The 16,094-nt window shown below is 45.9% G+C and carries 6 protein-coding genes; all 6 read left to right on the forward strand.

Annotated elements, in window-relative coordinates:
- Window positions 1-28: 28 nt before the first annotated feature.
- A complete protein-coding gene (locus H6G86_RS06220) occupies window positions 29-5,671 on the forward strand; it encodes a type I polyketide synthase (RefSeq protein WP_190933593.1) in 5,643 nt (1,880 codons plus the stop codon).
- The gene (locus H6G86_RS38555) at window positions 5,668-12,903 is read left to right on the forward strand and encodes a type I polyketide synthase (RefSeq protein WP_190933594.1); all 7,236 of its coding nucleotides are present in this window, start codon (window positions 5,668-5,670) and stop codon (window positions 12,901-12,903) included. The genes H6G86_RS06220 and H6G86_RS38555 overlap by 4 nt, the downstream gene beginning before the upstream one ends.
- On the forward strand, window positions 12,891-14,117 hold the full coding sequence (locus tag H6G86_RS06230; RefSeq protein WP_190933595.1) for a hydroxymethylglutaryl-CoA synthase family protein: 1,227 nt from the start codon (window positions 12,891-12,893) through the stop codon (window positions 14,115-14,117). The genes H6G86_RS38555 and H6G86_RS06230 overlap by 13 nt, the downstream gene beginning before the upstream one ends.
- Window positions 14,108-14,917 (forward strand): enoyl-CoA hydratase/isomerase family protein, encoded by an 810-nt coding sequence (locus tag H6G86_RS06235; RefSeq protein WP_190933596.1) that lies wholly within the window; start codon window positions 14,108-14,110, stop codon window positions 14,915-14,917. The genes H6G86_RS06230 and H6G86_RS06235 overlap by 10 nt, the downstream gene beginning before the upstream one ends.
- Before the next feature lie 72 nt (window positions 14,918-14,989).
- The gene (locus tag H6G86_RS06240; protein ID WP_190933597.1) at window positions 14,990-15,736 is read left to right on the forward strand and encodes a polyketide synthase; all 747 of its coding nucleotides are present in this window, start codon (window positions 14,990-14,992) and stop codon (window positions 15,734-15,736) included.
- A 59-nt stretch (window positions 15,737-15,795) separates the two neighbouring features.
- Window positions 15,796-16,059 carry a phosphopantetheine-binding protein gene (locus H6G86_RS06245; RefSeq protein WP_012409607.1) on the forward strand — a complete coding sequence of 88 codons (264 nt, stop codon included), beginning with the start codon at window positions 15,796-15,798 and terminating at the stop codon, window positions 16,057-16,059.
- Window positions 16,060-16,094: the final 35 nt, after the last annotated feature.

Raw genomic sequence — 16,094 nt, forward strand, 5'->3', positions numbered from 1 at the left:
CATCAGGGTAAAACTAGGGGAAACAATTATGGGTAAACTTCCGGAGCGCATCAAGAATCTTTCAGCTACTAAACTAGCGCTCTTGGTACAACAAATGCGTACCAAAACTGATGGAATCGAACTGTTAAACATCGAACCTATTGCGATTATTGGTATGGGTTGCCGATTTCCTGGTGGAAGTGATAACCCTGAAGCATTTTGGCAGAATCTTCGTAACGGTGTTGACGCTATTAGCGAAATTCCGCCAGACCGCTGGGATGCAGACGCATATTATGACCCTAATCCTGATGCACCAGGCAAAATGTATTCCCGATATGGTGGTTTTATTGGTCAAATCGACAAATTCGATCCAGAATTTTTCGGTATCTCGCCACGGGAAGCACAGAGTCTCGACCCCCAGCAACGGTTAATGTTGGAAGTCAGCTGGGAAGCGCTAGAAAATGCTGGGATTCTCCTGAATCAATTGCACAGAAGTAAAACAGGCGTTTTTGTTGGTATTACCACAACAGATTACCTGCAATTGCAGACTGGTCTTGCAGATGATGAACTGATAAATGCTTATACAAATTCTGGCGGAGCAATTAATTTTGCGGCTGGTAGATTATCTTATTTTTTAGGATTACAGGGGCCGAGTTTAGCTGTAGAAACCGCCTGTTCATCATCTTTAGTAGCAGTTCATTTAGCTTGTCAAAGTCTGCGTAATCAAGAAAGTGATTTGGCGATCGCAGCTGGTGTTAACCTAATTGTCATACCAGAGATGAACGTCAGGCTGTGTAAAGCCAAGATGATTGCTACTGACGGACGTTGCAAAACCTTTGATAGCAGTGCGGATGGTTTTGGACGTTCCGAAGGTTGCGGTGTTTTGGTACTGAAACGCCTTTCCCAAGCATTAGCCGACGGTAACAACATCGTAGCTTTGATTCGCGGTTCGGCAGTCAATCAAGATGGTTCTAGTAGTGGTCTCACCGTACCCAACGGATTAGCACAACAAGCAGTAGTACGGCAAGCATTAGCCAACGCCGGACTGGAACCCCATCAAGTTAGCTACATCGAAACCCACGGTACTGGCACATCTTTGGGAGATCCCATTGAGGTAAATGCCTTGGGTGCAGTGTTTGGTAAAGAAAAAACAGCTAATCAACCCCTAATGTTAGGGTCTGTCAAAACCAATATTGGTCATACAGAAGCAGCAGCAGGTGTAGCTGGCATCATTAAAGTAGCTTTAGCGCTACAGCATCAAGAAATTCCCCCACATCTGCATTTCCAAACACCCAACCCTCACATTGCTTGGCAGGATTTACCAGTTGCAGTTCCGACTGAGCTGACATCTTGGCTACCACACGAACAACGCCGCATTGCTGGGGTAAGTTCCTTTGGTGCAAGCGGGACAAATGCTCATGTAGTACTAGAAGAAGCACCTGTGAAGAAAGTAGAGGGAGCAGGGGAGGCAGGGGAAGCAGGGGGGGAATTTTGGAAGTATTCAAAATTAATTGAGCGTCCTTTACATCTATTAACACTGTCAGCCAAACATCCCGAAGCTTTGAGTGAAATTGCACAACGCTACATCAAATACTTTTCATCTCACCCAGATATACTTCTTGGCAACATCACCCACGCCTCACAAGTTGGCAGAACCCATTTCTCACATCGCCTTGCAATCATCGCCGCAGACAACGCACAAATGCAACAACAGTTGCAAGCCTACCTGGATACCACCGAAGTCATCGGTATCCATCACGGACAGGCTAGCCAGCAAACCAAAAAAATTGCTTTTCTCTTTACTGGACAAGGGTCACAGTATTGCCACATGGGTCGGCAACTTTACCAAACTCAGCCCAGTTTCCGCCAAACACTCGACCAGTGCGATACCTTACTGCAACCTTTGTTAGGCGAATCAATTTTACAGGTGATATTCTCTGACAATTTAGAAGATACTCGCCTTGACCAAACCGCCTACACCCAAGTTGCATTATTCGCTATAGAATACGCTCTTGCTCAACTTTGGTTGTCTTGGGGTATCCGTCCTCATGCTGTACTTGGTCACAGTGTTGGTGAGTATGTCGCTGCTTGCATTGCTGGTATTTTTTCCCTAGAAGACGCGCTCAAACTGATTGTGCAACGTGCTGCTTTAATGCAAAGACTACCTCAAGGTGGAGGAATGGCAGCAGTATTCACCACATTAGAGCAAGTTACACCGTTAATTGCTGACTATCCACAACAGTTGAGTATTGCCGCCATCAATGGCGAATACAGCATTGTTTTATCTGGGGAATTAGAGATACTCACAACAGTGCTGCAAAAATTAGAAAGTCAGGGTATTGAAACCAGAAGATTGCAAGTATCCCATGCTTTCCACTCGCCCTTAATGCAGGCAATGCTGATAGAGTTTGCCAAAGTAGCAGCATCAGTAAAATATCAACAGCCGCAATTAGATATTATTTCCAATGTCACAGGTAAGATTGTCAGACGTGAGGAAATGTCAAATGCAACTTATTGGGTAGAGCATATCCTCGCAAGTGTGCAATTTGCAGCCAGTATGCAGACATTGTATCAAGCACGATATGAGGTATTTATAGAAGTCGGTTCCCATCCGACACTGTTGGGAATGGCACGGCGCGAGTGTCCCGAACAGTTGGATATGGAAGGATTATGGCTGGCTTCGCTGCGTAAAGGTAGAGAGGATTGGCAGCAGTTGTTAGATTCGGTAGCACAGTTGTATGTGGCGGGGGTAGAGGTTGATTGGCGGCGGTTTGAGGCTGATTATCCGCGTTCTCAGGTGATTTTGCCGAATTATCCTTGGCAAAGACAGCGTTATTGGGTAAGTGATGGGCAGAAAAAGCGATCGCCCCTGCAAAAACTATTACATCCCTTACTCGGTCAACGATTGCGATCGCCCTTAGCTGACACAATTATCTTTGAGAGACAACTCAGCACAGTTGATGTACCCTTTATTGACGATCACCGTATCTACGGTATGGTAGTAGTGCCCACAGTTGCCTACTTAGAGATGGCTTGGGCAGCAGCTACCGAAGTTCTTGGTCAAGGTGTTTGTGTTTTAGAACAAGTTGCTATCCGCGAGGCATTCGTACTGGCAGAGGGTGAAACCCGCACTACACAATTACTTCTCACACCAGACGATAAAGGATATACTTTCCAAATCTTCAGCTTGGCATCCCCGGAAAAAGAAGACGGAACCGCTTGGAATCTCCACGCATCTGGTAAGCTGCGAGTTGAGTCTCTACCAGAACACCAAATCATTGCAGATTTCTCACCCACAGCACTACAAGAACGCAGTCTGCAAGAACTATCCGGTGAAGTGTTCTATCCTTGCTTACACAAACGCGGACTAGAATTTGGCTCTAGCTTTTTGGGTATAGAAACACTCTGGAAACTCCAGGACGAAGTATTAGCAAAAATTCAAATGCCAGTATCCATCATGGCAGAGGCGGGTGATTATAATATGCACCCAGCCCAATTTGATGCTTGCTTGCAGTTGTTTTTGGCTGACTTACCCAGTGAAGATGATGTGTTCATCCCCATTGGTTTAGATAAGTTGTGCTTTTACGGGCAACCCACGACTGAGTTGTGGTCATATATGCGTCTGCACATTGGTAATACACCCCACCCAGAAACCTTTGACGTGGATGCCTGCATTGTAAATCCGGCTGGTGAGGTGGTAGCCCAAGTTGAGAAAATGCACCTCAAACGTGCGCCCAGAAAAGCTTTACAGCGCATTGCCCAGAAGAGTTTACATGATTGGCTGTATGAAATTAAATGGCAATCAAAAGTCCTACAGCCGTCTATCCAAGCTACTGCAATGGGGCATTGGCTGATCCTAGCTGACCACAGTGCGATCGCAGTAGAATTAGCCGAGTTAATAGAACAATCTGGGCAAACTTGCAAGTTAGTCTTTGCCAGTCAGGAATATCATCGCCAAGACTTGGAACAACTGTTCAAGAATTGTGCAAAAGAGCAAGAATGGCGTGGTGTAATCTATCTGTGGGGAATAGATTCGACTTTAACAGATAAAACTTCTGCCAGTTTCCCCGCTCTGCTTCAAGCTTTAGTCGCCGCAGAGTTATCTCAGCAACCCAAATTATGGTTAGTCACACGGGGTTGTGTACCCGTGGAGTTAAAACCAGGAGAATTGAGTATTGCCCAAACTCCTCTCTGGGGATTGGGAAGAACCCTAGCTGTAGAACACCCAGATTTGTGGGGAGGATTAATCGATTTAGATCCAGGAACTAGCTTAGTCGAGCAAGCATCTAGTTTGTGGACTGAAATTAACCATCCAACTGAAGAACAAGTGGCTTTCCGGGCTGGACAACGCTATGTACCTCGGTTGTTGCGCTATCAACCGTCATTCTCAGTAGAACCTATAAAAATTAAATCTAATGCTACGTATTTAATTACGGGTTGTTTTGATGATATTCACGTGAATCTTGCCAGTTGGCTAATTGAAAAAGGCGCTGAACATCTGGTGTTGATGGGTGAAGGAGAACCTGCATCAGAAATTTGCGATCGCCTCAAGCAAATGCACGCAATTAATCCAACTGTAGTATTATTTAACTTCAGTAGCTCCAAGTCAGAACAAGTCGCAAATGTCTTTCAATATATTGAAGACAAACTGCCAAGTCTATCTGGTATCATCCATACCGAAGGTATACACGAAGACAGCATACTTTTACATCAAACACGAGATGGATTTGGTAGAGTCCTCGCAGCCAAGGTAACAGGAGCCTGGAATCTGCATATTCTCACTCAGGAAATCCCCTTAGATTTCTTTGTAATGTTTTCTTCAGCATTATGCCTACTAGGTTCGCCTGGACAAGGTAATTACGCTGCGGCTAACGCTTTTGTTGATGCTTTAGCCCACTATCGTCAATCTCTGGGTTTACCTGCTCTGAGCGTTAACTGGGCACCTTGGGGGCATCAAGATAATCCTATTGTCCGACGCTGGGCAACTTGGGGCGTAGATACAATTGATTGGCAACAAAGTTTGAAAATTTTAGAACAACTACTGACTGAAAATGTCGCGCAAGTTGCCGTCATGCCAGTGCAGTGGAGCAAGTTTACTCAAGCCTTTCCTAGAGGAAAAAAAGAGGCAGAGGGGCAGAGGGGATGGGGAGCAGAGGGGAAAGAAAATGGACTTTTGCCCACAAGGGAAGGGGCTTATAACGAAAATATTTTTTCTGCTCTGCTCGTCCATCCAGAATCTCTGCTTTCTTCTCAACCTAAATCTTCGCCAGCATCCCAGTTATACGAACGTTTAGAAAACGCTCCTCCCGGCAGACGCAAAGACTTAATATTTGAAGCCGTACAAGGGGAGGTTGCCAAAGTCTTGCGGATGAAATCAGCCCAGGTAGATGGGAAAAAGCCTTTTAACACAATGGGTATGGATTCTCTGACAGCAGTGGAACTGCGAAACGCCCTCATGGAATTGTTGAAAGTAACATTACCTGCAACCCTCGTCTTTGAGTATCCCAGCCTAGAAAGCTTGTCTGAGTATTTAGCTGAGTTAGTGATTCTCAAAATCCCATCGTCCGCAACAAAGGAACTACCTACTGCTCCCAGCAAGATTAACTTGGCTGTAGAGCAAATGGAACAGTTTTCCGAAGATGAGCTAGAAGCCTTACTAGCTCAAGAACTGGCAACTCTTAATGAGTCATGAAGATGAACACCCCAGAACGTACTGACCAGCTACGGCGGGCATTAGTCGCCCTAAAGGAACTCCGCACCAAGCTTGATGCCATTGAACAGGATCGGCAAGAAGCGATCGCCATTGTCGGTATGGGATGCCGATTTCCCGGAGGAGTTAACAACCTCGAAACCTATTGGCAATTATTGAGCCAAGGTATTGATGCTAGCCGGGAAATTCCCAGCGATCGCTGGTCGGTCGATAGCTACTATACGCCTCATCCTGATACCCCTGGTAAAATGTACACCCGTCGGGGTAGCTTTATCGACCAAGTTGATGGCTTTGATGCCGATTTCTTTGGGATTGCGCCGCGAGAAGCAGTCAGTATAGACCCGCAACAGCGATTGTTGCTGGAAGTTGCCTGGGAAGCCTTAGAAAATGCCGGACAAAGCACAGAGAAATTAGAAGGTAGTGCCACTGGCGTATTTATTGGCATTTCCACCAACGACTACGCCCGCTTCCACATCAATAGCGGCGACCCCAATCGCATTGATGCTTACTCGTTTATTGGTTGCACTCCCAGCGTAGTTTCTGGTCGTCTGTCTTACGTTTTTGGGTTACAGGGGCCAAGCATCACCATAGATACAGCTTGTTCATCTTCCCTCACAGCCATTCACCTAGCTTGTGAAAGCTTACGTAAACGCGAGTGTAATTTGGCTTTGGCTGGTGGTGTCAACTTGATGCTGGCTCCAGAAACCACGATTTATTTTTGTCAGGTGAAAGCCTTAGCAGCAGACGGTCGTTGCAAAACTTTTGATGCTGCTGCCGATGGCTACGGACGAGGAGAAGGCTGTGGTGTCGTCGTACTCAAGCGTTTGCGGGATGCTTTAGCAGATGGCGATCGCATCCTTGGTTTGATTCGTGGTTCCGCCGTTAATCAAGACGGACGCAGCAACGGTATGACTGCCCCCAACGGCTCGGCTCAACAAGCAGTGATTCGCCAAGCATTAGCGGCGGCGGCAGTACAACCCCAGGAAATTGGTTATGTGGAAGCCCACGGTACGGGAACTGTCTTAGGCGACCCAATAGAGATTCGTGCCTTAGCATCGGTACTTTGTGCTGGCAGGAGTCAAGATAATTCATTAATTGTTGGTTCTGTCAAGACCAACATTGGACATTTAGAAGCCGCGGCTGGGATTGCTGGAATTATGAAAGTAGTTCTGGCTTTACAGCATCGACAAATTCCACCCCATCTACATTTCAAACAAGCAAATCCGCATATCGATTGGCAGGAATTACCGTTAGTTATTCCTACTCAGCTTACTCCCTGGACTTCAGACCGACTGCTGGCTGGGGTTAGCTCCTTTGGCATGAGTGGGACTAATGCTCATGTGGTTTTGGAAGCAGCACCTTGGGAGAAAGCAGGGGGAGCAGGGGAAGCAGGGGAAGCAGGGGGAGTATTTAATTTATCAGCTACGGCTGACTCTTTACAACGGTATTGCTTTTTACCGTTATCTGCTAAAAGTCCAGAGGCGCTAAAGGATTTAGCTAAGGCTTATCGGGATTTGCTTGCAGAAAAACTGCTACAGCTTGAGGATATTTGTTATACAGCTAGTTTGCGGCGCGTTCATTACGAATATCGTTTGGGGTTGGTGGGAAATTCGGCGGAAGAATTAGCTAATCAACTTCATGATTTTCTAGAAGATATTCCCAATTCTGATGTTAATTGGGGATATCAAGGTTCTAGCCGTCGCCAGCAAATTGCCTTTGTGTTTTCTGGACAGGGTTCCCAATGGCTGGGTATGGGGCAAGAACTATTGACGCAGGAGCCTGTATTCCGGGAGGCTTTGGAAGAGTGCGATCGCATTATCCAATCTCATACATCTTGGTCGCTAATTGCCGAACTGTCGGCACCGCCAGAGAAATCCCGTCTGGATGAAACAGAAATTGCTCAACCTGCGATTTTATCTATGCAAGTGGCACTAGTGGCGCTGTGGCGGGCTTGGGGTGTGGAACCGAGTGCAGTTGTAGGTCACAGCGTTGGGGAAATTACAGCTGCTTACGTGGCGGGTGTGTTGACTTTGGCAGATGCTTTGTGGATTGTGATACAACGTGCCAAACTGATGCAGCAAGCAACAGGCCACGGCAAAATGGCAATGCTGCATTTAGCACACAAAGCAGTGGCAGAATTGATTGCACCTTATCAAGACAAAATAGCGATCGCTGCCATCAACAGTCCCTCTTCAACAGTCATCTCCGGTGCATCTGAGGCAATTGAAATTATCCTAGAAAAAGTCGAACAGCAAGGAGTATTCTGCCGCCGCCTACCAGTGAATTATGCTTTTCACTGCCCGCAGATGGATGCCTACAGTCGACAATTAGAGAAGATTATTCAAGATATTCAGCCAAAATCGCCATATTTGCAGATTTTCTCCACTGTTAGCTGTCAACCAGAAGATTCCCCTGCCCCCCTACCTCTTTTTGACGCTGCCTATTGGGGGCGGAATATGCGGCAATCTGTACGGTTTGCCGAGGCAATGGATAGTCTGATCCAAGCTGGATACGACCTGTTTGTAGAAGTTGCCCCTCATTCTGTCCTCGCCAAAGATATGCTGGAGTGCCTCAGTCAGACTCAGCAGCAGGGAACAGTTTTACCAACCATGCGGCGAGGAGATTCTACAGTCAGCTTCAGGTCATTAGCCAAACTCTACACTTTAGGACACAAAATAACCTGGGATAACTTGTATCCCAATGGCGGTAAATTTGTACAGTTACCGACCTATCCTTGGCAACGCAAACGCTATTGGATTGAGCCAATACAGTCTCATGTTATTTCCACCACCGCTTCAGAATTATCAGATTGGCTGTACGAAATCCAATGGCAACCGCAACCATTATTAAGCAAACACCAAACTATTGCTCCTACCCATTGGTTAATTTTTAGCGATCGCTCCGGCATCGGTGAAACCCTAGAACGCATACTACAAGCCCAAGGACACACCACCACCATACTCTACTGTACAGACCCAATTCATCATTCTTGTACAGACGCGATTCATCGCGTCTCTAAAGTCTCCAACTTACAGATTGTCCATCTTTGGAGTTTGGATAATACTGAACAATTAGTTAATTGTGGTAGCGTACTAGACCTACTCCAAGCCTTGGCACAAGTAGAATTACCAGCAGTCAAACTATGGCTAGTAACCCAAGGCGCACAACCAGTAGGAGAAATTACCAAAGAACTAGCGATCGCCGCAGCACCGCTTTGGGGTATGAGTCGAGTCATAGCAATGGAGTCTGCTGAAATCTGGGGAGGCATCATAGATATAGACCCAGCAAGCACTCCAGAGGAAGCGGCTAACCTACTGGCCGCCGAACTATCTCAATCAAAGACCCAAGAAAATCAACTAGCTTTTCGTCAACAGCAACGTTATGTGGCTCGACTGGCGCGGACAGTCGCAACTGTATCAACCTCACCTTTGAGCCTCCAAACCGATGGTACGTACTTAATTACAGGTGGATTAGGTGCTTTGGGATTACAAGTAGCCCGTTGGCTGCTAGAAAAGGGGGCGCGTCATCTGTTATTACTCAGCCGTCGTTCTCCTGGAGAACAAGCGCAAGTAGCTATTCAGGAGATGGAACAGGAGGGCGCACACATTCAGGTTGCTTTAGCAGATGTCACCAATCAAGCTGAACTTAGCACCGTATTACACAACCTGAATTATCCCTTACGCGGCATTATCCATGCAGCAGGAGTCTTAGACGATGGCATACTACTGCGACAAACTTGGGAAAGGTTCGCCAAAGTATTAGCTCCCAAAATCGATGGGGCTTGGAATTTGCATCTTCTCAGCCGTGACTATCCCCTAGATTTCTTCGTCATGTTTTCGTCGGTGGCTTCTTTAGTAGGCTCCCCAGGTCAAGGGAACTACGCCGCCGCCAATATGTATTTAGATACACTAGCTCATTATCGACGACATCAAGGCTTACCCGCTTTGAGTATCAATTGGGGGCCTTGGTCAGATGCAGGTATGGCAGCTGATTTAAATCATCGCAACCTTTGGAGTACTGAGAACGGAGTTAGTTACATTACTCCAAAACAGGGATTGCAAGCCTTAGAAGAACTGCTCAAACAAGGGAAAACTCAAGCCGGAGTCGTGCCGATCGCCTGGGATAAATTCTCTACAGCTATACAACTACCATTGTTACAGCAGTTGACTACCAAGGTGAGTCAATCACCATCTCAGCCCTTCTTACTGCGGCAATTGGAATCTACACCAGTGAGCGATCGCCGGGAATTGTTGATGTCAGCCGTACAAGCCCAAGTGGTGAGAGTGCTGAGGTTAGATATTAGCCGCCCCATTGATGCAGAACGCCCTTTGCAAGAAATGGGTATGGATTCCCTGATGGCGGTAGAATTGCGAAACGCTCTCGGAAAGTTGGTAGATAAAACTTTACCCGCAGCTTTGATTTTTGACTATCCCAGCATCTCAAATTTGACAGAGTATTTAGGTAAAGAACTGGGGATATTTGCGACAACTGCATTACCGCCGACTGTGGAGAGTAGGGAATTATCATCTACAGAAGCAATTGCTGTTGTGGGGATGAGTTGTAGATTCCCTGAAGCCGATGATTTAGAAAGTTTCTGGCAACTTTTGTGTAATGGCACAGATGCAATTCGAGAAGTACCGGGCGATCGCTGGGATGTAGATGAATTTTACGATCCAGACTTGTCTTTCCCTGGTACGATGAATACTCGCTGGGGCGGCTTCATCAATCATGTAGACCATTTTGACCCCCAATTTTTTGGTATCTCTGCCAGCGAAGCCCAGAATATAGACCCCCAGCAACGCCTACTCTTAGAAGTTTCCTGGGAAGCTTTGGAACACGCAGGCTATAGTTCCGACCAGCTGGCGGGTAGTCAAACAGGAGTATTCACAGGTATCAGCACTTGGGATTACTTCACACTACAACTAGAGCCACCTCCACGGGGCGGTACGGGAATGGCTTTGAGTATTGCAGCAAACCGTCTTTCCTATCTCTTAGATTTGCGCGGGCCAAGCATGGCAGTTGATACCGCTTGTTCTTCTTCTTTGGTAGCGGTTGATTTAGCCTGTCAAAGTTTGCGGAACGGTAAATGTGATATGGCATTAGCAGGGGGTGTAAATATCATCCTCTCACCACTGACTACCGTTGCCTGCTCCCAAGCTGGGATGATGGCTGCTGATGGACACTGCAAAACATTTGACCACCGAGCTGATGGTTATGTCCGGGGAGAAGGCTGTGGCGTAGTCGTACTCAAACGTTTATCCGATGCTCTCAAAGATGGCGACCATATTCTGGCTCTGGTGCGTGGTTCTGCTGTCAATCAAGATGGACGCAGCAATGGTTTAACTGCTCCCAATGGTTTAGCCCAACAGGCTGTAATTCGCCAAGCCTTACAAAATGCTGCCGTCACTCCCGACCGCATCAGTTACGTTGAAGCCCACGGTACAGGCACAGCTTTGGGTGATGCCATTGAAGTAGAATCCCTGTGGACAGTACTCAAGGAAGGTCGCACTGACAATCAGCCTTGCCGGATCAGTTCTGTGAAAACTAATATTGGTCACTTAGAAGCAGCCGCAGGGATAGCTGGTTTCATTAAACTAGTGCTGTTGTTGCATCGAGAACAGATTCCTCCTCACCTCAACTTGCAAACTATCAATCCCGTGTTGAATTTAGAGCAAACCCAGCTACAAATTCCCACCTCCTTGCAACTGTGGAAACGAGCAGAGCAGCCGCGATTGGCAGGGATCAGTTCTTTTGGTTTTGGTGGCACTAATGTTCATGCAATTGTGGAAGAAGCACCCTTGGAGAAAGCAGGGGGAGCAGGGGAGCAGGAGAGCAGGGGAGCAAGGGAGCAGGGGAGCAGGGGAGCAAGGGAGCAGGGGAGCAGAGGAGCAGGGGAGCAGGGGAGCAGGGGAGCAGGGGAGCAGGGGAGCAGGGGAGCAGGGGAGCAGGGGAGCAGGGGAGCAGAGGAGCAGGGGAGCAGGGGAGAAGAAATTATAATTGAGCGTCCTTTGCATATACTTACGCTGTCGGCAAAAAGTGAATCAGCTTTGCAAAACTTGATTGGGCGTTACCACCAATATTTACAGGAAAATATTGGCGATCGCTTGGCTGATATCTGCTACACCGCTAATGTGGGACGCAGCAATTTTGCTCATCGTCTAGCATTTGTGGTCAATTCTCAGGCGCAGTTACGAGATACCCTCGCTGCTTTCAATGCAGGAGAACAAATTGCTGATGTACTCTACGGTAAGGTAGATACTCAACGCCAGCCAAAAGTCGCTTTTATTTTTGCTGGTGAAGGTTCCCAGTATGTTGGTATGGGTAAGCAGTTTTACGAAACTCAGCCGCAGTTTCGCCAAATTATAGAAGATTGCGATCGCCTCCTACAACCTCATCTTCAACAATCCCTACTTGCAATCCTCGAAGATGAATCACTGTTAACACAACCCCGTTACGCTCGTCCTGCTGTATTCGCCTTGGGATACGCCTTAGCCCAACTTTGGTGCAGTTGGGGCGTACAACCTAGTGTAGTCATGGGTGGTGGAGTTGGTGAATATATCGCCGCTTGTGTGGCTGGCGTGTTCAGTCTGGAAGATGGCTTGCGGTTAATTACTCAGCAGGAATCGTGGGCAGAATTCGAGTTAATTGCCAAGCAGGTGAAATTCCAAGTGCCCCAAATTCCGATGGTGTCAACCTTCTATGGGCAACTGTTAGCTGCTGACTATATCCCAGACATTGACCACTGGAGACGATGCTGGCAAGCACCAGCGTTATTTAAAGGAGCTATGTTAGCCATTACACAAAAAGGGTGTAATTTATTCTTAGAAATTGGCTCTGATACGCAATTATCGGAGATCCAGCAGCAAGGCAATTGGTTACAATCCATTAGACCTCTTGCAAAAGTGCTTTTTGCAACAGGGGGGAAAAGGGTAAAGGTTAAAGGGGAAGGGAACAATACAGAACTTTTTCCCCTTCCCCCTTCCCCTTTTCCCGACTTATGCAAGAAGTCTATTGATGATTGGACAGTATTGTTACGTAGCCTGATTGCACTTTACATTAACGGTGTAGCAATTGATTGGCAAAGGTTTGAACAAGGATATCAGCGTCGTCGTGTGGTCTTGCCAACTTATCCCTTTCAACGGAAGCGGTACTGGCTCGATCCGGCAGTGATCAGATCCTTTAGCAAAAAGGAGGAAAATTTATGCAACGAGTAGGAATCGAGAAAATTAATTTATACGCTGGGCGTTTCTGTGCTGATGTGCTGGAATTAGCTAAGTTGCAAGGCAAGGATTTGGATTACGTGTTTAAGCAAGTAAAGGTAAAGACACGTTCTGTAATTCCTGCTTACGAGGATACAGTTACCTTATCGGTGAATGCAGCCAAGCGCCTTCTTTCCCCAGAAGATGCGCGGGATATCGAACTGTTGATTGTGGCGACAGAATCGGCTGTGGATTTTGGCAAACCTGTATCTACTTGGGTGCATCGATATTGTAATTTACCTCCCCATTGCCGCAGCTTTGAACTCAAACACGCCTGCTACGGCTTGACAGCAGCCGTCAAAACAGCAGCAATGTGGCTGCAAGGAGGACTCACCCCCGGTAAAAAGGCATTAGTTATCGGCTGTGACTATAGCCGTCCCCACCTTGATGACCGTGATAATTTTATTGGCGGTGGTGCGGCTATTGCCATGCTAATTAGTACCGACCCCAAGGTATTTGAAATTGACTTGCATCCCGCAGGCTTTTGGACTGATGAAATTTCTGATACCTTTCGTCCGACTGCGAGAGTCGAAATTGGCGACAATCAAACCAGTCTTTACTCTTACTTAGACGCTTTGGAAGCCTCTTACACCCACTACGAAAAACTTGTGGGGGGAGTAGATTATGACAAAGATTTTCAAAAGCACATTTATCACACACCATTTCCGGGGATGCCCTTACAAGCGCATCGGACTTTGCTGAGTTTATTTGACGTTAACGACTCGAAAATCTATGAGGAGAATTATCAAAAAAAGGTACAGGAAGGTATTTACTTCGCCCAGCAGGTAGGTAGTACCTATGGTTCATCTACTTTCTTGTGTTTGCTGAGTTTGTTACATCATGCCCAGGATTTACACGCAGGCGATCGCATTTCGATTTTCGCCTACGGTTCTGGTTGTCAAGGTGAATTCTATCGCGGCACTGTTAGTCCAGGTGCAGTTGAATACATCCGTTCTTTGGATATTGACTGTCATTTGCAAGAACGTTTGCCATTATCTCTGATGGAATACGAACTTTTAGAATACGCACGAGAAAAATATATTGATGCGCCTGATTATCAGCCCAAAAGAGACAGTTTTCAAGAAGCTTATGACAAACTCTACGCCGGACAGGAACTACTGGTATTAAAACAGGTAAAAAATTACTACAGGCAATACGAATGGAGCTAAAGTTAAAAGTAATTGAGTATCAAATAGATTCAGGAGTCGCTCACATCACATTATCAGCACCAGAAGCCGGTAATGCTTTGAACGGCGAAATGTTGGCACAGTTTTATCAAGCTTTGCAAAATGCGATCGCCGAGCCTACCTGTCGAGTTATTGTAATTTCTAGTATAGGTGCTGACTTTTGTACAGGGATGGACTTTAACGCCATCTTTGCCAATGGTTCCCGTCCTAATTTAGCACCACTGCAAGCCTTTCGTGATTGCCTATTACTAATTTATAGTTCTCCTAAACCAGTTATCACCTGTGTGACAGGTAATGTTACAGGTGGTGGTGTGGGTATAGTCGCCGCCTCCGACATCGTACTCGCCGAGGAAAATGTCCTATTCATGCTGTCAGAAGTCTTGGTGGGGATGATTCCTGCTGTAATTACGCCCTTTTTATTGTGTCGTATTTCCTCCTCCCAGGTGAAATATCTCACCCTTAGTTCTAGAGGTATTGATGGAAACGAAGCCAAAAATTTGGGACTGGTGGACGAAATTGCTAGTGATGGGATGAACGATACACTCAACCGCCAGATTCAACGTTTATTTTATTCTTCACCGGAAGCGATCGCTGAAAGTAAACAATATTTTGACACATTTATCGGTCAAGATTTGCGACACCAAACTGAATTCGCCATGCAACGCCTACAAAAATGGTTAGAACAACCCCAAATTACCACAGCCATCCATCAATTTAGTGAAGGCTATTCACCACCCTGGTTTCAAAAACATAGGAGGAATAGCACTAATTCTCCAAAATAAGTCTACAAATATAAAGCTAGATTCTGACCCTCTTAATTACGAACTACGAATTACGAATTACGAATTAGTATTATGTCTGAAATTGTAACTGTTTCATGTTTAGAAGATGGGATTTATCAAATCAACTTAAACGATCCGCAAAACGATAATCGACTCACAGATGAGTTAGTTGATAATTTATTAAAAACATTAGCAGAATGCTCCAAAAATACTAATTTAAAGGTACTATTACTAACAGGTCTTCCTAATGTTTTTTGTGGTGGTGCTAGCTTAGATGTACTGCAAAAATTGCTGCGTGGTGACACAGAAGTTAAAGACCTCTTACTACCAGCACAACTATTACGCTTTCCTGTTCCCATAATTGCAGCAATGGAAGGACACGCGGTAGGAGGCGGATTATTAATTGCCTTATGTTGCGATGTAATTGTAGCAGCAGAAGAAAGTCGCTATGGCGTGAATTTTACTGGATTAGGATTTACCCCTGGAATGGGAACAACATCTTTACTTTCATTATTAGTTGGGCCATTATTTGCCCATGAAATGATCCTCACTGCCAAACTTTACAAAGGTAGAGAACTACACGGAAGAAGACTATTTAATGATGTCGTTCCCAAACAACGAGTAATGGAAGTAGCGATGGATATCGCCCGCAACATTGCCGAAAAGCCAAAGCACGTATTGGAAATGCTCAAGGATACTTTAGCACTTCCCCGCCAACGTGCTTTACAAGAGGCTATGTCCCGCGAACATCTAATGCATACTGTATGTTTTAATCATCCAGACACCCAATCTATTGTCAAAGATATGTATATTTCCTAACAATAACAGTAGATTTTATCGGCATTTAATTATTCTTTTTGGAGATTAGGAGAAAAATCATGGTGCAACAAACAGTTGAGCAACAAGTCCTGAATGTAGTTACCAAACACATGCGCTTGAACATCGAAGGTTTGGAAAATGCAAACATCGACCCAACAAAATCAATGCGCGATTTGGGTGCTACCAGTTTAGATGCAGTAGAGATTGCCTCAGCTTCGATGAGGGAGTTAAAAGTGAAAGTTCCTAGAACCAAACTCGGCAGTGTTAAGAACATTCAAGAACTTGTAGACTTACTTGCTGAAATCAAGATACAGCAAGGGTGAAAAGTGCTAAGACGCGATTAATCGCGTCTGTACAA

Source organism: Nostoc sp. FACHB-133, assembly GCF_014698055.1.
In the GTDB taxonomy this organism is placed as follows: Bacteria; Cyanobacteriota; Cyanobacteriia; order Cyanobacteriales; family Nostocaceae; genus Nostoc.

What these genes read in the sequence shown, in the direction of transcription:
- H6G86_RS06220 (WP_190933593.1), top strand. Translation starts at nt 29, where the DNA reads ATGGGTAAACTTCCGGAGCGCATCAAGAATCTTTCAGCTACTAAACTA.
- H6G86_RS38555 (WP_190933594.1), top strand. Translation starts at nt 5,668, where the DNA reads ATGAAGATGAACACCCCAGAACGTACTGACCAGCTACGGCGGGCATTA.
- H6G86_RS06245 (WP_012409607.1), top strand. Translation starts at nt 15,796, where the DNA reads ATGGTGCAACAAACAGTTGAGCAACAAGTCCTGAATGTAGTTACCAAA.
- H6G86_RS06240 (WP_190933597.1), top strand. Translation starts at nt 14,990, where the DNA reads ATGTCTGAAATTGTAACTGTTTCATGTTTAGAAGATGGGATTTATCAA.
- H6G86_RS06230 (WP_190933595.1), top strand. Translation starts at nt 12,891, where the DNA reads ATGCAACGAGTAGGAATCGAGAAAATTAATTTATACGCTGGGCGTTTC.
- H6G86_RS06235 (WP_190933596.1), top strand. Translation starts at nt 14,108, where the DNA reads ATGGAGCTAAAGTTAAAAGTAATTGAGTATCAAATAGATTCAGGAGTC.